Origin of the sequence: Streptomyces sp. ITFR-21 (assembly GCF_031844685.1) — a bacterium.
Taxonomy (GTDB): Bacteria; Actinomycetota; Actinomycetes; order Streptomycetales; family Streptomycetaceae; genus Actinacidiphila.
Genome location: NZ_CP134605.1, coordinates 4,631,957 through 4,648,415, shown reverse-complemented (window position 1 = coordinate 4,648,415; position 16,459 = coordinate 4,631,957). Strand labels below are relative to the sequence as shown.

The 16,459-nt window shown below is 65.8% G+C and carries 29 protein-coding genes; all 29 read left to right on the top strand.

Annotation, left to right across the window (positions count from 1 at the left end; all coding sequences use genetic code 11):
- Positions 1 to 104: 104 nt before the first annotated feature.
- The 29 genes from RLT57_RS20830 to RLT57_RS20690 all read left to right on the top strand — a co-directional run bounded on the left by RLT57_RS20830 (position 105) and on the right by RLT57_RS20690 (position 16,452).
- The gene (locus RLT57_RS20830) at positions 105 to 575 is read left to right on the top strand and encodes a hypothetical protein (protein WP_311298788.1); all 471 of its coding nucleotides are present in this window, start codon (positions 105 to 107) and stop codon (positions 573 to 575) included.
- Positions 572 to 1,030, top strand: coding sequence for a hypothetical protein (locus RLT57_RS20825; RefSeq protein WP_311298787.1), 459 nt, complete (start codon positions 572 to 574; stop codon positions 1,028 to 1,030). Before RLT57_RS20830 ends, RLT57_RS20825 begins: the two co-directional genes overlap by 4 nt.
- A gap of 2 nt (positions 1,031 to 1,032) precedes the next feature.
- Positions 1,033 to 1,761 carry a hypothetical protein gene (locus RLT57_RS20820; protein WP_311298786.1) on the top strand — a complete coding sequence of 243 codons (729 nt, stop codon included), beginning with the start codon at positions 1,033 to 1,035 and terminating at the stop codon, positions 1,759 to 1,761.
- Between the two features lie 242 nt (positions 1,762 to 2,003).
- A complete protein-coding gene (locus RLT57_RS20815; protein ID WP_311298785.1) occupies positions 2,004 to 3,725 on the top strand; it encodes a DNA polymerase in 1,722 nt (573 codons plus the stop codon).
- 22 nt (positions 3,726 to 3,747) lie between these two features.
- Complete coding sequence (locus RLT57_RS20810; RefSeq protein ID WP_311298784.1) at positions 3,748 to 4,116, top strand: hypothetical protein; 369 nt, start codon at positions 3,748 to 3,750, stop codon at positions 4,114 to 4,116.
- Entirely contained in the window at positions 4,113 to 4,526 is a 414-nt protein-coding gene (locus RLT57_RS20805; protein WP_311298783.1) for a hypothetical protein, read from the top strand. Before RLT57_RS20810 ends, RLT57_RS20805 begins: the two co-directional genes overlap by 4 nt.
- 44 nt (positions 4,527 to 4,570) lie before the next feature.
- Positions 4,571 to 4,771 (top strand): hypothetical protein, encoded by a 201-nt coding sequence (locus RLT57_RS20800; protein WP_311298782.1) that lies wholly within the window; start codon positions 4,571 to 4,573, stop codon positions 4,769 to 4,771.
- Positions 4,772 to 4,837: 66 nt separating this feature from the next.
- Positions 4,838 to 5,881, top strand: a complete 1,044-nt coding sequence (locus RLT57_RS20795; protein ID WP_311298781.1) for a hypothetical protein — start codon at positions 4,838 to 4,840, stop codon at positions 5,879 to 5,881.
- Positions 5,881 to 6,195, top strand: a complete 315-nt coding sequence (locus RLT57_RS20790) for a hypothetical protein (RefSeq protein ID WP_311298780.1) — start codon at positions 5,881 to 5,883, stop codon at positions 6,193 to 6,195. Before RLT57_RS20795 ends, RLT57_RS20790 begins: the two co-directional genes overlap by 1 nt.
- A complete protein-coding gene (locus tag RLT57_RS20785) occupies positions 6,195 to 6,560 on the top strand; it encodes a WhiB family transcriptional regulator (protein ID WP_311300788.1) in 366 nt (121 codons plus the stop codon). The genes RLT57_RS20790 and RLT57_RS20785 overlap by 1 nt, the downstream gene beginning before the upstream one ends.
- Positions 6,542 to 7,450 carry a hypothetical protein gene (locus RLT57_RS20780; protein WP_311298779.1) on the top strand — a complete coding sequence of 303 codons (909 nt, stop codon included), beginning with the start codon at positions 6,542 to 6,544 and terminating at the stop codon, positions 7,448 to 7,450. Before RLT57_RS20785 ends, RLT57_RS20780 begins: the two co-directional genes overlap by 19 nt.
- On the top strand, positions 7,447 to 7,920 hold the full coding sequence (locus RLT57_RS20775) for a hypothetical protein (protein ID WP_311298778.1): 474 nt from the start codon (positions 7,447 to 7,449) through the stop codon (positions 7,918 to 7,920). The genes RLT57_RS20780 and RLT57_RS20775 overlap by 4 nt, the downstream gene beginning before the upstream one ends.
- Complete coding sequence (locus tag RLT57_RS20770) at positions 7,920 to 8,483, top strand: crossover junction endodeoxyribonuclease RuvC (protein ID WP_311298777.1); 564 nt, start codon at positions 7,920 to 7,922, stop codon at positions 8,481 to 8,483. The genes RLT57_RS20775 and RLT57_RS20770 overlap by 1 nt, the downstream gene beginning before the upstream one ends.
- A gap of 62 nt (positions 8,484 to 8,545) precedes the next feature.
- A complete protein-coding gene (locus RLT57_RS20765; protein ID WP_311298776.1) occupies positions 8,546 to 8,833 on the top strand; it encodes a stage V sporulation protein S in 288 nt (95 codons plus the stop codon).
- 117 nt (positions 8,834 to 8,950) lie between these two features.
- A complete protein-coding gene (locus RLT57_RS20760; RefSeq protein ID WP_311298775.1) occupies positions 8,951 to 9,325 on the top strand; it encodes a hypothetical protein in 375 nt (124 codons plus the stop codon).
- A gap of 3 nt (positions 9,326 to 9,328) precedes the next feature.
- Positions 9,329 to 9,589: a hypothetical protein gene (locus RLT57_RS20755; RefSeq protein ID WP_311298774.1), complete on the top strand. Its 261-nt coding sequence runs from the start codon at positions 9,329 to 9,331 to the stop codon at positions 9,587 to 9,589.
- Positions 9,586 to 9,792: a hypothetical protein gene (locus RLT57_RS20750; RefSeq protein ID WP_311298773.1), complete on the top strand. Its 207-nt coding sequence runs from the start codon at positions 9,586 to 9,588 to the stop codon at positions 9,790 to 9,792. Before RLT57_RS20755 ends, RLT57_RS20750 begins: the two co-directional genes overlap by 4 nt.
- A gap of 4 nt (positions 9,793 to 9,796) precedes the next feature.
- Entirely contained in the window at positions 9,797 to 10,393 is a 597-nt protein-coding gene (locus RLT57_RS20745; protein WP_311298772.1) for a hypothetical protein, read from the top strand.
- Complete coding sequence (locus RLT57_RS20740; RefSeq protein ID WP_311298771.1) at positions 10,390 to 10,959, top strand: hypothetical protein; 570 nt, start codon at positions 10,390 to 10,392, stop codon at positions 10,957 to 10,959. Before RLT57_RS20745 ends, RLT57_RS20740 begins: the two co-directional genes overlap by 4 nt.
- A 5-nt stretch (positions 10,960 to 10,964) precedes the next feature.
- Complete coding sequence (locus RLT57_RS20735) at positions 10,965 to 11,258, top strand: hypothetical protein (RefSeq protein WP_311298770.1); 294 nt, start codon at positions 10,965 to 10,967, stop codon at positions 11,256 to 11,258.
- 1 nt (position 11,259) lies between these two features.
- Positions 11,260 to 11,508 (top strand): hypothetical protein, encoded by a 249-nt coding sequence (locus RLT57_RS20730; RefSeq protein WP_311298769.1) that lies wholly within the window; start codon positions 11,260 to 11,262, stop codon positions 11,506 to 11,508.
- Between the two features lie 109 nt (positions 11,509 to 11,617).
- Positions 11,618 to 11,854, top strand: coding sequence for a hypothetical protein (locus RLT57_RS20725; RefSeq protein ID WP_311298768.1), 237 nt, complete (start codon positions 11,618 to 11,620; stop codon positions 11,852 to 11,854).
- A gap of 40 nt (positions 11,855 to 11,894) precedes the next feature.
- A complete protein-coding gene (locus RLT57_RS20720) occupies positions 11,895 to 12,260 on the top strand; it encodes a hypothetical protein (RefSeq protein WP_311298767.1) in 366 nt (121 codons plus the stop codon).
- Positions 12,257 to 12,436, top strand: coding sequence for a hypothetical protein (locus tag RLT57_RS20715; RefSeq protein ID WP_311298766.1), 180 nt, complete (start codon positions 12,257 to 12,259; stop codon positions 12,434 to 12,436). The genes RLT57_RS20720 and RLT57_RS20715 overlap by 4 nt, the downstream gene beginning before the upstream one ends.
- The gene (locus RLT57_RS20710; RefSeq protein ID WP_311298765.1) at positions 12,426 to 14,231 is read left to right on the top strand and encodes a fibronectin type III domain-containing protein; all 1,806 of its coding nucleotides are present in this window, start codon (positions 12,426 to 12,428) and stop codon (positions 14,229 to 14,231) included. The genes RLT57_RS20715 and RLT57_RS20710 overlap by 11 nt, the downstream gene beginning before the upstream one ends.
- Positions 14,232 to 14,244: 13 nt before the next feature.
- Positions 14,245 to 14,550 carry a hypothetical protein gene (locus tag RLT57_RS20705; RefSeq protein ID WP_311298764.1) on the top strand — a complete coding sequence of 102 codons (306 nt, stop codon included), beginning with the start codon at positions 14,245 to 14,247 and terminating at the stop codon, positions 14,548 to 14,550.
- A complete protein-coding gene (locus RLT57_RS20700) occupies positions 14,551 to 15,300 on the top strand; it encodes a peptidoglycan recognition protein family protein (protein ID WP_399129045.1) in 750 nt (249 codons plus the stop codon).
- Positions 15,301 to 15,302: 2 nt separating this feature from the next.
- Entirely contained in the window at positions 15,303 to 15,608 is a 306-nt protein-coding gene (locus tag RLT57_RS20695; protein ID WP_311298763.1) for a hypothetical protein, read from the top strand.
- Between the two features lie 94 nt (positions 15,609 to 15,702).
- The gene (locus RLT57_RS20690; RefSeq protein ID WP_311298762.1) at positions 15,703 to 16,452 is read left to right on the top strand and encodes a transglycosylase SLT domain-containing protein; all 750 of its coding nucleotides are present in this window, start codon (positions 15,703 to 15,705) and stop codon (positions 16,450 to 16,452) included.
- Positions 16,453 to 16,459: the final 7 nt, after the last annotated feature.

The window sequence follows — 16,459 nt, the reverse complement described above, 5'->3', positions numbered from 1 at the left end:
CCACTCGTTTGGCCGATTGGCTGCGATTTTTCGGGCTCATAGGGTTTTCGGACCGGAGCATTGCGAGTAGCTCCTTCCCGCAAGCACCACCCTGGGAGCAATACGTGCCCGAAGAGCATCTCGACAGCACGGCACCAGAAACCCGGCCTCTCCCGTTCGACCCGGTCATCCCGACCTTTCGGGAATGGGCGATCCTCAAGGCTCAGCAGACAGAACTCACTACGCGGATGAACAAGCTCCGCGACTCCGTGGCCTCCGCCGTCCAGGCTCGGGGATACGCCGACCACAAGGGGTCGCAGTACATCGACCTCCCTTTCCCCATCCCAGTCGGCGATACCGAATATGTCCGCATCAAGCGCGAGCGCCGCGTCTCAATCGTGGCCGACCTCGAAGCGGCCGAGCGGATTACCAAGGCACGTGGCGAAACCGTCTACCACCGCGCCTTCCCGCCGGTACCCACGCTCGACGCGGACGAGCTGTACGTCCTCCTCCAGGAAGGCGCGCTCACCGAGGAGGACATGGATCAGATCATGGTCCAGAAGGAGTCCTGGGCTTTCCGGGGGCTCACGACATGACCGGCATCGGCCCACCCCGACGGCCCTTGGACGTCTACCCCGGGACTCACCGACCCGTCGGGCTTGCCCATCCCACACAGAGCGTCCAAGCCGCCGATTCCCCTCACTGGGACGAAGACCCCGTCTACAAGAAGATCTCCGGTTTCTACCGCGAGTTCTTCGCCATCTCGCACCTCGCGAACGCGCTCGGGCGCGCACCGAAAACTATCTACAAGTGGGAATCCAGCGGTCTCTTTCCCGGCGCGACTTGGATCTACAACAGCGAATCCAAGAACGGTCGCCGACGCCTTTATACCAGGCGCCAGATCGAGGGAGTCGTCCTCATCGCCTATGAGGAAGGCATCCTTTCGGGCACCCAGCGCTTCATATCCCAGACCCAATTCCCCGAAAGATGCCGCGAGCTGTTTGTCGCGACACGTGCTGCCCTCCCCGACCCCGTCCAGGACTGGAGCTGAACATGCCCGAGACCCGCACCTACGGCCGCCGCCGGCGCGAACTGCCCGGAACGACGTCTCAGACCGAACAAGCCGGCTTCGAAGTCGGGAAGCGCGAGGCAGTAACGGGTCGCGTCGTCGCCACTGGAGCCGGAGGTCCGACCCAGATGGCCGGCTGGGACGCCATGGACAAGGCCGCCTCCGCGTCCGGCTCCGACATGTACCTGAAGGTGACGGAGGAGGCCACCGTCATCAAGATCCTTGGCGACGGCCCCTTCGACGTCTACAACTCGCACTGGATCGACGAGATCGAGGACGGCTCCAAGAGCGTGCGCTGCTGGGGCACCCCGGACTGCCCGCTCTGCCAGATCGGTGACAAGGCGAAACGTTTCAGCGCCTGCTTCGACGTGATCTCGCTGGAAGACCCGGACACGCCCGCGCTGAAGGTCTGGGAGGCCGGCATCAAGGTGGCCCGCCAACTCAAGGACATCGCCACCGACCCCAAGCGCGGCCCGCTGAACAGGGTGGACCTCTACTTCACGATCAAGAAAGAGACGAAGAAGAAGAGCGTCGAGTACACCCTGGAGCGCGTCAAGGAGCGCGATCTCTACGAGGAGTACGACGTCGAGCCCCTCACTGAAGAGGCCCTGGCGGCGTTCCTGGCCGAAGGCCACCAGTGGGGCGATGTCGTCAAGGAAAAGCTCGACGAAGAGGCGATGTCCGAAGTGGTCGACCTGGTGATGGAGAGCTGACCGACCCCGCCGACCGCCCGCCCCGGGTGCCGACCCACACCCCGGGGCGGGCTGTTTCTCGACCAGAGGGACGTTCCGTGCACCAGCTCGTCACCACAGTCGACCAACTCCATGACGTCATCGAGTACTTCGAGGCGCGCGACGGTTTCGCTTTCGACGTCGAGACTACGGGCCCCCATCGTGGGGTGCCGGCCGTCAACGAGGTCACCTGGCTCTCTCTGTCCACCGACGGCGCGTGCTCGGTGATTCCTCTCGGCCACCCCAACGGGTACAACCTGGTGCGCAAGGCAACCCGCCGAAAAAACAAGCAGACCGGGGAATGGGAGCACCTCCCAGCGCTCTTCGACGAGCCACCCAAACAGCTCCGCCCCTCGCAGGTGTTCGGCGCCCTGGAGCACCTCTTCTTCTCCGACCGCATCAAGGTCGCCCACAACGCGCCATTCGACCTGCTGAGCGTCGCCAAGTACTTCCCGGGCCGGGGCTTTCCACCCCCGCCGTACGGGGACACCATCGTCGCCGCGTGGATGCTCAACGAAAACCGTCTCATCGGCCTGAAGGCCCTCGACCGTGAGCGGTACCACCTCGACTACGACCACGACGACACCGGCAAGTGCGTCGAGAAGCACGCCTTCGGCCAGGTCCAGGACTACGCCTGGCTCGACGGCCGCACCACATGGCTCCAGTGGAAGGACATGCGGCCGAAGATCACGGCCGAGGGCCTGGAGGACGTGTGGGCCCTGGAGATGGACGTCCTGCACTGCCTCCTCCACATGGGCAAGGGCGTCCCCATCGACATCGCCGCTCTCAGGGAACTGCGCACCAGGCTGCGCGGAGAGATGGAGAACGCCGAAGCCGAGGTGTACCGCGCCGCCGGCCACGTCTTCAACATCGGCAGCGTCCCGCAGAAGCAGAAGATCCTCTACGAGGAACAGGGCCTGAAGCCGAGGAAGTTGACGAAAAAAGGCGCCCCCAGCACAGACGCCGAAGCCCTGGAACCGTACAAGGGACGCAACCAGTTCGTCAGCGCGCTCCTCGGCTACCAGGACGTCAGCAAGATCCTTTCCACCTACGTGGAGGGGTATCTCGGAAATCCAGCCGAGGACAAGCCGACACAGATCTTCAACGGCCGCATCCACCCAATGCTCAAACAGTATGGAACGGTCACCGGACGGTTCTCGTGCTCGACCCCGAACGTCCAGAACTGGCCCAGGGCAGACACCGTTTGGGGCAAAGCAATTCGGGACCTGGTAGACCCCATCCCGGGGTTCAAACTCCTTGTCGCTGACTACGCGCAGATCGAGCAGAGAATCCTCGCGCACTTCGCCGGCAAAGGCGCGCTGTGGCAGGGCTTCCATGACGGCATCGACGCCCATACGGCCACCGCGAGCGCCGTCTTCGGTGTCGCTCCCGAGGATGTCACCAAGGAAATGAGGCAAGTAGCCAAGGCCATCGCCTTCGCTATCAACTACGGCGCCGGCGCACAGAAAGTCGCCGACATGTCGCACACGACGCTGCGCCGGGCCAAGCAGATCCTCGCCACACACGAAAAGCAATTCCCCGAGGTCTATCGGTACAAGGCGAAGCTGTTGCGCACCGTCCGGTCCCGCCGGCCGGAGCCGTACCTGCGTACCCTGCTTGGCCGCAAGCGCCGCCTGCCCGACCTGCTGTCGCACGACCACGGCCGCCGCGCCAAGGCCGAACGCCAGGTCGTCAATTCCCACATCCAGGGCTCGAACGCGGACATGACGAAGCGCGCCCTGGTCCGTCTGCACAAGAGCCTCCTGCCCGATATGCAGATCCTCTTGACCGTCCACGACGAGATCGCGGCCATGTGCCCGGCGGACATCGCCGAGGAAGGCGCAACGATCCTCCACGAGGCGATGGCCGGCGCGGAAATGCAGCTCCTTTCCGTCCCGGTTACCACAGACGTAAAAATCTGCGACCGCTGGTCTGAAGCGAAATAATCACCCGACCTAGGCTGGAACCATGCCCGATATCGAAGCCGAAGCACCTGCCATCTTCCGGGGAATGCTCCGAGACGTAGTCGCATGCAGTGACTACGCCGAGGTGTGCCGTCTTCTCGGGCTCGTCCCGGCCGGGCCCGACGTGGACGAGATCGAGCACTACCAGTCCCACGCCCGGATCGCGGACTTCATTCCCGTTGCCGCCGACGCCCTCTCGCACGCAGACGTCGCGGCCAACCTTCTTTACCGACTGACGCGAATGGGCGAGCACGAGGAGGACGGCGACGAGCGCTCCCAGACGATGTTCCATTTCGTCACCCGCACCGCATGCACCGCCGTGATTTCGCACCTTCTGCAAAAGGGAATCCTGGAAATCGGAGACAAGGCATGAGCGACTTCTGGCTGAACAAGTTCCGCGAGGCCCAAGGCGGCCAGCCCTCCCCCCGCCCGCAGGCCGGCCTCACCGCTTCCGGGACCCCGTGGTGGGCGCACCCCACGTACACCCGCCCCGAGACCCCGCCGGCCGCGCCGCAGGCGTCCCCCGAGCAACTCCAGCGGGCATACCAGACCGACCGCGCCCAGTCCGCTCAGCAGGCCGAGCGCTGCCCCTCGTGCACGGGTGAGCACTACTGGCGCCCCACCCCCAACGCAATGGCGCAGTGCTTCGACTGCGGCTGGCCCGTCCAGAACAGCACCCAGGGCGTCGCCATCGCCAACAACTCCTCGGCCCCTCAGAAGGTCTCGCTTCATCAGGCCAAGGGCGCCGGCTACAACCCGCAGACCATCATCGGCCGCCTCTGACGGCACGTTCTTCCACTCGGAATCCATTCATACAGGGAGACCTCATGCTGCGCGCCTTCGTGATCGCCACCGCCGTCGCACTCATCTCCGCCGGAGGGTTTCTCGTCCTCACGGCGCAAGACATCGACACCTCACCCGCACGATCACCTCGACCGACACCAGCCATGAGCATCGGCCCGAATGACGCTGAGCCGGCCTGGACGCACGTGTGCCTGGGCACTGACGACGATCCGAGCTGGTGCTAAAACAACTGAAAATAGCTCACCCATATGGCTCTGTGCGGTATTTTTTTCGTTCCATACGGTTTGGGAATGCCGCTCAGTGATGAGACCCGGGCCCTCATGGCGCGGATCAACAGAAAGTACGGCGCAGGATCGGTAGTTCTCGCATCGCGGATGCCTGCCGTCCCCCGTTTCACCTCTGGATCGCTCTCCCTCGACGTGATGCTCGGGGGAGGGTGGCCCGGTAATCAGTGGAATGAGATCCTCGGCGCCGAATCCTCGGGCAAGACCACCGTCGTGCACAAGACCATCGCAGCCAATCAGCAACAGGACCGCGACTTCACGACGTTCTGGGTGGCGGCCGAAGGCTACGACCACGAATGGGCAGCCAAGCTCGGCGTGGACGTGGACCGCGTCATCGTGTTCGAGACGAACGCCATGGAGGACGCCTATACGGAGATGATCCGTGCGGCAGAGTCCCGCGCAGTGGATGCGATCGTGCTCGACAGCTACCCGGCCCTGGTAGCCGACGACGAGTCCGAGAAGGACATGGACCAGGCCACGATGGCAAGCGGGGCCCGGGTCACCGGGAAGTTCTTCCGCAAGGTCGGCCAGGCCACGCGCCGCTCGCTCGTCGAGCAGGAGCGCCCGTTGCTCGCCCTGATCGTGAACCAATTTCGGGACCAGATCGGCGGATGGGCACCGGCGGGCGCCACACCCAAGACCTCCCCAGGTGGCAAGGCCAAGAACTACGCCTATTACACGAGGGTCGAGGTCAGTCGAACCGAATGGATTGACGAGAAACGCACCGGTGGGTCCGTACGAGTCGGCCAGGTCATCAAGCTCAAGACTCTCAAGTCGAAGTCAGCGGCTCCTCAACAAGTCGCCTCCCTGCGCTTCTACTTCGCCAACAGTTCAGCCGGTTTCCTGGCCGGCGAATACGATCTGGCATCCCAGCTCGTCACGCAGGGCATCCTTCTCGGTCTCATCAGCCTCGACGGCTCCTGGTACAAGTACCGCGAATATCAGTGGCACGGGGACAAGAAGATGACCGCCGCCATGCGGGAAGACGTCGATCTTCAGGAGCAGTTGAGCGCTGACGTCTTGGATGCGATCCGCTTGGGCGAGGACTGATGGACCGGCGTATCAAAGCCTCCCGCGACCAGGAGAAACGTCTCGCCAGAGAGATCGGCGGCACCACGACGGCCGGGTCCGGAAACGGCTGGGCTGTCAAGAACGACGTGAGGAACCAGGCGTGGTCTATCGAGTGCAAGACCACCTCCGCCGCGCGGTTCTCCCTCACCCACAAAGACCTGATCAACGCCGAGAGAAACGCCCTCCTCGACCTGCGGGACATGGCCTTCGCCGTCGACATGCAGGGCCGGACGTGGGTCGTTCTCTCCAAAGAAACATTTCTTCGCCTCATCGAACGCGAGGAGGACACGTGATGGGAATTCGCGCTCTCGTCAACGCACCCGACTGGTCCGGAATCCACCACCGGGGCGAGGCCAAATGCCGCGACAACAGCTTCATTCCCACGCGCAACCGCGATGTCTTCTTCGAGGACGAAACCCTCGCACTCGACGTATGCAACGGCACCTATGACGACCGGGTCTGCCCTCGCCGTACCGAATGCCTGCGAACAGCCATGTTCAACAAGGAGAACTTCGGCGTCTGGGGCGGAATGACCGCGCGGGACCGGCTGGAAATGCGAATGCGCTACCCCGGGATGCCGGAACGCTGGATCTGGCATCCCCCTGGAAACACCGAACCCCCGACCAATGAGGAGAGTCAGTGGCCAGCCGCGTCGTAAAGGGGGGTCCGGCCCTTACCGAGTACCTGAACGCCACCAAGTCCGCAGAACCGCTCTACGGCGACGTGCAGAAGCACGTGCTGGAGAAGGCGATGCGGCCTTCCGGCCGGCGTCAGGACGTCCTTCACCCCAGCGAGATGGTGAAGGCCGACTGGTGCCACCTCGCGGCGTTCCACCGACTGCGCCGTCAAGCCGAGCCTGCGGAGAAGCGGAGGACGACCTTCACTCGGGAGAACATCTTCCAGGAAGGGCACGAGACCCACTCGAAATGGCAGCGCTGGTTCACCGAGATGGGCCGCCTGGCCGGCGACTGGCACTGCCGGGCCTGCGACCAGATCTTCTGGGACGACCAGACCCCGACCTGCTGCCGGGTCTGCTCCGCATCCCGCCGCTGTGTCGAGTACGCCGAAGTTCCCCTCAACGCCGACCCGCTCCGCATAGGCGGAAAGGCGGACGGATACAGCCCGCAGGACAGCGCACTCATCGAAATCAAGACGCTCGGCCTCGGTTCTCTGCGGTACGAACGCCCTGAGTTCCTTGAGCGCTACATGGTCGAGACGGAGGAGTTCGGCAAGCTACCCGACCTCACGCGCCTGTGGCGGGACTTTCGCCGGCCACTTCCTTCGGCCGTGCGTCAAACACAGCTCTACATGTATCTCTGCGTGCACTTTGAAGATCTCGAAGTGGATCGAACGGTCTTCTTCTATGACTTCAAGTCGACGCAGGAGACGAAGAGCTTCACCGTCACCTACGACGAGGGGTTCTCGGAGCCACTCATCGAAGCCGCCGCCGCGATCGTCGACTGCGTGAAATCCGACACCGCGCCCCGCTGCAACATCAATGGACGTTCGGGCTGCCCCTCGTGCATCGAATTCAAGGAGCAGAAGTGAGCACTGCCGCAGATCGCCTCTGGGACGAACTCGAAAAACTGGGCTTCGAAAAGGAAGAACGGCCCGACGGTTACCTGCCAGGACTACCCCGCGACATCACCGAACTCACCGACCAAGACCTGATGGTCCTCTACGGCACCTTCGTCTCCTGGACCGCGTACGCGGCGATGCGTCTGGTCGAGGCCCGCGCCAACGAGAAGGCCGCGAAGCAGAACCTGAACCACTCCATCGCCACCGCGTCCCTGAACGCGTCGATGGAGAAGACGGTGGCCGGCCGCAAGGCCGCTGCTGCTGCCGATTCCCAGGTGCAGGCTGACGAGGAGAAGCACGTCGCCGCGCTGAGCTTGTGCGAGGCGCTGGACATGGTGCACGCCAACTCCGAGGCCCGTGCCCAGTTCTGCTCTCGTGATCTCAGCCGCCGGCAGAACAGCCGCGACACAGAGTCCCGCGCCTCCCGCTGGGGGGTCTGATGCCCCGCTCCTACATCGGCATCGACCAGTCCTACTCCGGCTGCGCGATCGTGGCCTTCACCCCGGCCACCAAGACCGCCACTGAGCACGTCTACGACTTCTCCCCGTCCAAGGCCGGCGTCGGTCCGCAGCGCTTGGCCTACGTCCACCACACTCTGCGCCAGCTCTTCGTGAACCTGCGCCAGCAGGGCACCGTGAGCCAGGTCTGCTTCGAGGGCTACGCCTACGGCAGCAAGTTCCGCCGCGAGGAGCTGGGAGAACTGGGCGGCGTCATGCGCCTGGCCCTCGTGCAGGTTTTCCCTCCGCACCTGCTCCACGCCGTGGCCCCGACCACGGTGAAGAAGTACGTCACGGGCTCGGGCCGGGCGGACAAGGACAAAATGATGCTGGCCGTCTACATGCGCTGGCAGCACGAGTCCTCCAGCCACGACGCCGCCGACGCCTACTCCCTGGCACGCATTGCGGCCGACCTGGAGACAGAGAAGCCGCTGGAACTGAAGTTCCAGCAGGACGTTATCGACGCGATCCGTAACCCGAAGCCGCCCACCAAAAAGGCGGCATAACGAGAATTAATTGCCGACGCCTACGCTCCCTGCATCAGCAAAAGATGCAGGGAGTATTCATCGTGCAGACTCAATCGGACGCGGTCTCCGAGAAGGAGTTCCGGGTCAAGTCGACGACTCCGGCGCCCGAACTCGGATCTGCGATTGCCCATGCCATCAACGCCGGCCACGTCGTCGTACTGAAGCCCGTTGGTGCAGGCGCAGTCAATCAGTCGGTCAAGGCAATCCCCATCGCTCAGTCCTTCGTAAGCTCGTTCGGAACTCGCCTGACGGAGGAGATTTCCTTCTTCCGCAGCAAGTCACCTCAAGGCGACATCCTCGGCATCGCGATCCGGGTCATGGGCTCGTGAAATATTCGCCGAAAACTGCGCAGACCTAAACTCCCGACAGCAGGCCCAGTCGTCACTAACTCATACATCACTCGTGTTCAGCATCTCCAGGGCCCCGACCGCCACGCGGAGGAGAACATGAGCCAGCACTGGACCCCGCCCAACAAGGGCAGGACGAGCACCGTCAACTCCCTGAGCACCGGTGAGTTCCCGACCATGGGCGACGATTCCCACCGCGTGACCTGGGTCCGACCCACCAACGGCATCTCCCGCTCGCGCTCCGGGCTGTCCAAGGACCAGGACCCGACCGTGAAGGACGCCGCCCACCGCAGCCAGCGGACCACGTCGGCCGCCGAGACCTACGGCCCGGCCGGTGTCGTCTCCGTCGCCCGCTCTTACCACGGCCCCGGCTGCCCGTGCTGCGCGACCACCAGCTCCCGCAAGGTCCGCAGCGCGTTCGGCGAGCAGGACAACTTCCGCGCGGGCGGGTCCACCGGCTACAAGGCGGGCTGACCCATGTGGCCTCTCCTCGCCGGCATGCTCGGCCGCGCCGCCCTGTCCGTCGGGGCCCGGGAAGCGGCTGGCACCGCCGTCACCGCCGCTGCACGCTCGGGTGCAATCAGCGCCGGGACCAGGTCGGCCGGCAGCGGCAGCCGGGTGCTGTCCGCCATGCAGTTCGGCTCGTCGGCGGCTCACGCCATGCAGGGCGGCGGCGGAAACTCCGGGCCGGCCTCGGCTCCCGGCCCCGCAGACGACATGGGGTGGGCCCGTTCATGAGCACTGGCGTCACTTCCCCCAGCAGCCCTCGCACCGCCTCCCTGCCCTTGACCGGCTCCGCGACCACCGGCTCCCTGGCCGTCGCCCCGAGCCGCTCCGACATGGACCAGCAGGCCGACTCCTCATTCGGTTTCAACGCCGGGCTCGAACGGGGCCCGACGCTCCAGGAATTCGCACACGGCGCCGCATCAACCGGGAGGTGACCTCATGGGACTCGCCAACTTCAACGGCCAGCAGTTCCACACCGCTCAGCACGCCCTCCCCGGCATGAGCACACGGTCCATGGCCAGCCAGCGCGTCACACCCCCGCCGCCTCCCTCCGACCCGGCACCGGCTGCCTCCTCCAGCCCGACCTGGACGCAGCCGGAGATCAGCATGCTCGGTCCGACCCCGAGCGGCCCCGCTTCCCCCTCGGCCGCAGGCCCTGCTCCCACTCACTGGCCGGCCCCGGCCGCCGCGCCCTCTGCGGCGCCCGCTCCCGACCGGCCCGCCGTGACGATCAACCGTTCCGCCTACCAGGCAGCCGGCCAGCGCTTCGGTCCGGCACCCGACCCCAACCGGTCCTCCACGTACAGCCGTCCCGCGCCCCTGGCACCGGCCCCTGCACAGCCGGGCCCCGTGCCAGCCAGCACACCCCCCGTACGGCCCCAGGCGCCGGCATGGGTGGGACGAGCAGGGCGTATGGGCGGCCTGGCCGTCGGGCTGGGCGCTCGCGCCGTCACCTCGGTGAATCGTGCCGCGACCGACCCGGCCCGCTCCGGCAATCCCCTCTTCAAGACCAGTCGGGGGTGGAACAAGGCATGAGCTACCCCCAGCGTGCAGGCGCCAACGCCAACCTCTCGTACAACCCGCCGTACCAGGCACCGGTCAGCGGCGCGGTGACGTACACCGGAGGCTCGGGCGGATTCCTCATGACCGGCGCCCGAGACATTCTCGACGCCCGCCGGCTGATGGAGACCGGGCATGTCCCCAGTGCCGAATACCCGGATGGGTATCTCGGGACGATCGGCGCCGGAACCCGCCGCCAGGACCGGCTTCTCAATTCCATCGGGAACCGGGCCACTCAGCGCAGCTACCAGCGCGGCGTGCACAAGGGGGAGCGCGTAGACCCGGTGGATTACTACTGGACCGACGACGTCAATCCGACGGCAGCTCTCGAAGCCCAGGCGCGCGGCGAGCGGTGGACACAGCGAGGCAGCTTCATCGGCTCGCCGCTCGTAAATGACGGCAAGTCGGAGACTCTCGTCTCCACGGAGGCTCGATTCGCCACTGCTCAGCGGGTGTACACCCAGGAAATCACTCCGCCTTTCACGGCTGTCAACGAGCAGCGTCGCGCGCAGCTCATGCGTTTCAAGCCGGCCTGGAGGTGATGGCGGTGCTCTCCCAGGATTCCATGTACGCGCACCGCCCCTGGTCGTCACTCCAGGAGCAGCAGGTCACCAACTACCTGCGCGAGTGGACCGACATGCCCCCGGATGCCGTGCGACGCATCAAGCCGCCCATCCCGAACATTGGTCGAACTCCTCCGAGGTTCGGGTATCGGCAGCACATTCTCGGAATTTCCGATATCGCCCGACTGGACGAGGTCTACCCGGGCAGTCGCGTCGACTACAGCCAGCGCCAGTCCGGGTATTCCGCGACCTCGTACCCCGCTCTGGGAGTGATCTGAAATGCCCAAGGCAACCCGTACCACTGACCGCCGCCGGACCGGCCGGGGCGACAACGTCACTGGAGTAACCCACGGCAAGTCGAATCTCCAGGACCAGCGCACCAAGGGCGCTTACGCCCCAAAGGCCCCCTCGACCACGTCCGAGTTCGCTGCCGGGGTTTCCGTGGGCCGCCCGATGGGCGCCGGCATCGCCTCCGGATCGTCCAAGAAGCGCGCGGCTCCCGCTGTCCGAAAGCTCGGTGACGGCTGATGCGCCTGCCGAACCTCTACAGCATCTGGCTGCGCTGCAAGGAAAAGGCGCGGTTCCTGATGAAGACGATCGCGAAGAAGAAGGCGGGTGGTCCGAAGTGAGCTACGCGATGCCGCGTTCCCTTTCCGGAGACCTCGAAGAGGGTCTCACTGACGGCGCCTACAAGAAGGTCGTCACCGATCGTGGCGGCGTCGTCGAGGCGGCCACGTACGCCGTCCGCCGCGACCTGGACGACCGATGGCACGGCATCCACGAGGCCCCGGTGAAGCACCTCCCCGACGGCCGGCCGGTCTCCACTCCGAACTTTGTGCCGACCCCGGCACCCCACCTCGACCTCGGGATGTGACGTGAAGCGAGAGTGCAGCGGGTACCTCTACCCGCCAGCGGTGACCAAGAAGATCCTCGGCGCGGGGCTGAGCGTCTTCACGGCAGCCGCCGCCCTTCAGAAGGCTCTCGGGTCCACGCCCTTCTCTGTCGTGGACGCGTCGAATGACAGCGTCGCTTACTGCATCGCGCTGGTGTACACCACCTTCGGCGTCGCCCTCGGGGTGGTCTCGACGGTCTATTCGCTGAAGACGTCGAGTCTTCGCCTCATGGGATACCTGGGCGCTTATCTGCTCGCGTTCGCGTCGATTTCGCTGATCAACTCCCCGGCCAATCTCTGGATGCAGTTCGCCAATGTGGCTGCTTTCGCCGGTGTTTCCCTCGCGGCCTTTTCGGCGTGGCTGCGCCACATGCGGGAGCGGCCATGAACATGAGCGACGTGGCGGCTCAGATGGTGTCCATTCTGGTCAGCGCCATCGGGCTCGTCATTTTCCGGCTGATCGCCAGGTACATCCCCGAAGATCCTCCGCCGGTCCCGCGTCGACCGGACCACGACGCGGAGATTGAACCAACTGCCGAGAAAGGCCCTGCTGATGGCGAATGAGAAGTGGCACCTTGAGACGAATACGGCGCTGACGGCAGAGCCGGGGTCAGCGGTCGGCCTCGTCGAGGAGCCCCTGACCGCCGAAGAGCGTGTCGCGGAACGGCCCGTCGATTACGGCGACAGCGTCGTTCCCCCGAAGCCCACCTGGTACAAGACCGCCGACGGCCAGCCCACCGGCGCCGGCCGCGTCCAGCCCCACGAAGTCCAGCTCTACTGGCACTCGAACATCGGTGAAATCGCGGCGCACTCCAAGATGCCGCCGCTGCCGCCGCTGCCCGATCAGGGCGGCTACAGCCTCGGCAGCCGGGGGCTGGACCACATCTACATTGCCGGCCACCGCGTCACCATCGTCGGCGAGGGCGACGTCACAGTGCCCGGAGGCGACACCGACGCCCTGATCACCGGCTACTGGGACCGGACCGACCCCGTCCACCCGCAGTGGGTCCGTATCCAGCCGGAGACCTCCTACACCGTCACCGTCGCGGCCTACAACCACGACGACGTCTACGGCGCGGCGAGCGACCCGCTGACCATCACCACGCCGGCCGTCGGCTACGACCAGCAGCACAACACCCTGCCGCCCGGACCGGTCAACGACCTTCAGTTCGCGGGACCTCTGCCGGTCATCACCTCCAGCGGCGGCGGCCCCATCTCCCTGCGCTGGCAGAAGCAGCTCAACGTCACCAAGTACGAGGTCTACACCAACCCCTCTCGCGAGACGGACGTCCCCATGGACCCCGCCCGCATCGGCCTCGAACTCGGCGACGTCAAGCTCGGCGAGATCAACCAGCCCAGTGGCAGCGCGCAGACCGTCACGTACACCACTCCGAACTTCACCGTGCCTGACCAACTCCTGGCCCTCAAGGTCCGCGCCGTCCGCACCGATGCCAACGGCACCTCCACGGGGCCGTTCTCCATCGTGTTGCGCAGCCAGATTCCTCCGGCCACGGCTGTCCCCGGCAAGGCAGGGACGCCGACCCTCACGGAGTCCCCGGTCGTCGGCGGCCAGGTCAAGCTCACCCTCGCCGCACCATCCATCGGACCCACCAACGGCAGCCCGACGTACTACGCGGTCTACGACGGCGTCCGCAAGGTCGCCACGGTCGACGCCCCGCTCGGCACCGCGCCGCACATCACGCTGTCCTACAAGGCCGGCCAGGCGTACAGCTTCACCGTCGTCGCCGGCAACAGCCTCGGTGTGGGGCCGGCCTCCACCGCACTGACCGGCACCGTTCCCACCCCCGCCGCGCCTGCTGCCCCCACCGGCCTCGCACTCAGCGGCAGCCCCTCCACGACCAGCGTCCCCGTCCAGTGGAACGCGATCACGATGGACCCGCCGGTCACCAAGTACACGCTCTACCAGGGCAGCACCAACAAGGGCGACGTCAACGCGCCCAACGCCAGCGGCACCGTCACCGGTTACACCGCCGGCCAGAGCTACTCCATCACCGTGACCGCCACGAACTCCGTCGGCGAGTCGGTGAAGTCCACCGCGATCACGGGCAAGACCAACGCCGTGCCCGGTGCCCCCACGTCCGTCGGCGTGACCAACGTGACCGCCACCGGCATGGACGTTGCCTGGACTCCGCCGACCGGTGCCCAGCCGGCCGTCACCGCTCACCGGGTCTATGACGGCTCGACGCTCAAGGCCACGGTCCCGGCCGGCACCAACTCCACCACCCTCACCGGCTACACGCCCTCCACTGCGTACTCGATCACCGTGGCCGCCGTGAACAGCGTCGGCGAGGGCGCCAAGTCCAGCCCGTCCGTCACGGGCACCACCCCCGCTTCGTAAGGAGGCCGAGACAGTGCCAACTCCCACTCTCGGCCGGATAGTCCTCTACCGACTCTCCGACCAGGACGCCAGCGACATCAACCGCAGGCGCAAGGACGCCCAGGACGCCAACCCCGGCGCCGAGCGCACGGGCGTCATCGTCCATCACGGCAATCCTGCCGCCGAAGGACAGGTCTGTCCGGCTCAGGTCGTCCGAATCTTCGAGCCCTCCGACGCGGTCAACCTCCAGGTCGCGCTCGACGGCAACGACCACTACTGGGCAACCTCGCGCACCCAGGGCACCGACCCGGGCCACTGGGCCTGGCCGGAGGTGAAGTAAATGGCCACCCCGCTCACTTCCGCATCGTTCATCTCGGCCCTGCGCGCCGAGGGAGTCACCGTCGTCGAAGTCGGCTCCTGGGCGACCCACAACCGCAACGCCAAGGGCGCATGGGGACCCGTCCATGGTGTGGTCATCCACCACACCGTCACCCAAGGCACAACCAACACGGTCCAGTACGTCAAGGACGGCGACTCGGAGCTGCCCGGCCCGCTGTGCCACGGAATGATTGCCAAGAACGGCACCGTCTATCTCGTCGGATACGGACGGGCGAACCATGCGGGCGGCGGAGATGCAAATGTGCTGAACGCCGTCATCGCTGAAAGCTACACCAGCACACCCCCCGCCACTCACCAGCACGAAGGCAGTGCCGGCGCCGTAGACGGCAACGCCCGTTTTTACGGTTTCGAGTGCGAAAATCTCGGCGACGGAAAGGACCCCTGGCCGGCTGCGCAACTCGAAGCCATCACCCGGGTATCGGCAGCCATTTGTCGCGCCCACGGGTGGGGCGACAAGTCGGTAATCGGGCACCTGGAATGGAGCGATTGGAAGTCCGACCCCAAGGGTTTCACGATGGTCTCCATGCGCGCTCGTGTCGCCGAGCGTCTCAAGCACGCCTCGAATTGGAGCCCGGGGACCACCCCGCCCACCACCCCGACGCCCACCATCGAGTCCCGGGTGGCTGCTCTTGAGAAGAAGGCACTCGACTACGAAAAGCGCCTCGCGGCGCTGGAAAAGAAAGCAGCCTAGACATGACCGTGTACGACTGGCTCGTGTCGCTGTGGCGCACCGTCATCCCCACCCTCGTGGGGTTCGCGGCAACGGCGCTCGCGCACGTATACATCACCATCAATCAGCAGGCCCTCGCCACTGCGCTGATGGCCGGATTCATCACCGTCTACTACGGGCTCTTCCGGCTCCTGGAAGCGCGCGTGAACCCCAAGTTCGGCTGGTTCCTCGGCCTGGCCCGCCCTCCGTCCTACTCCACGAAGGACGCCGTCGTGCCGGCAACCGCCGCCGTGACTCCCAACACTCCGTACGGTCAGCCGCCCGTTTAGCGGCTACCCGCCTCATTTTTTGAGGCCCTACGGTGACAGACGCCGGAACGCCCACGGGATGGCCGGGGTCCTGTCGTCGTAGAAAGGACACCCGGTGTCCCGCCCGAAGTTCTCCAAGCTCCCGAACATCTCCTGGCACACGTGCCGCCTGATCTCCGCCGCAGCCGCCGTCCTGCTGACGACCCTCTACCTGGTCCAGCCAGCCGACGCCAAGCCACCCCAGAGCCCGCCTCCGCCCGCCGTGCTCACGCCGTCGATGATTCCCCTCGACCTCGTTCCGGCCAGCAGCCACCTGGAGGCCGTCAGCGCCCTCCAGCAGCAGGCTTCCGCGCAAGCCGCCAACTACCGCCGCGTCCAGGCCGAAGCCGCAGCACGGCGCCGGGCCGCAGCCGAAGCCGCAGAACGCCGCGTCGCCGCCCAGCGTCGGGCACAAGCCGCAGCGGAGCGCCAGGCCGCCGCCGACGCCGCCGCAGAGCGCCAAGCCGTCGAACAGCGCACCGCCTCGCGCTCGTCCCGCTCGGCTGCCCGAGTGTCCCTCTCCGGCCAGGCCCCGACCGTGGCCGGCGCCAAGAACTTCGCCCGCGCCCAGTTGTCCTCCTCGCAGTACACCTGCCTGGACAACGTGGTCGACCACGAGAGCGGCTGGAACCTCTTCGCCACCAATCCCAGCTCGGGTGCGTACGGCCTCATGCAGGCCCTCCCGGGATCAAAAATGGCCTCCGCCGGCTCCGACTGGCGCACCAATCCCCGTACCCAGATCAAGTGGGGGCTCTCCTACATGGAGAACAACTACGGAACTCCGTGCGGAGCCTGGAATTTCTGGCAGAAAAATGGGTGGTATTAGCGTCAAC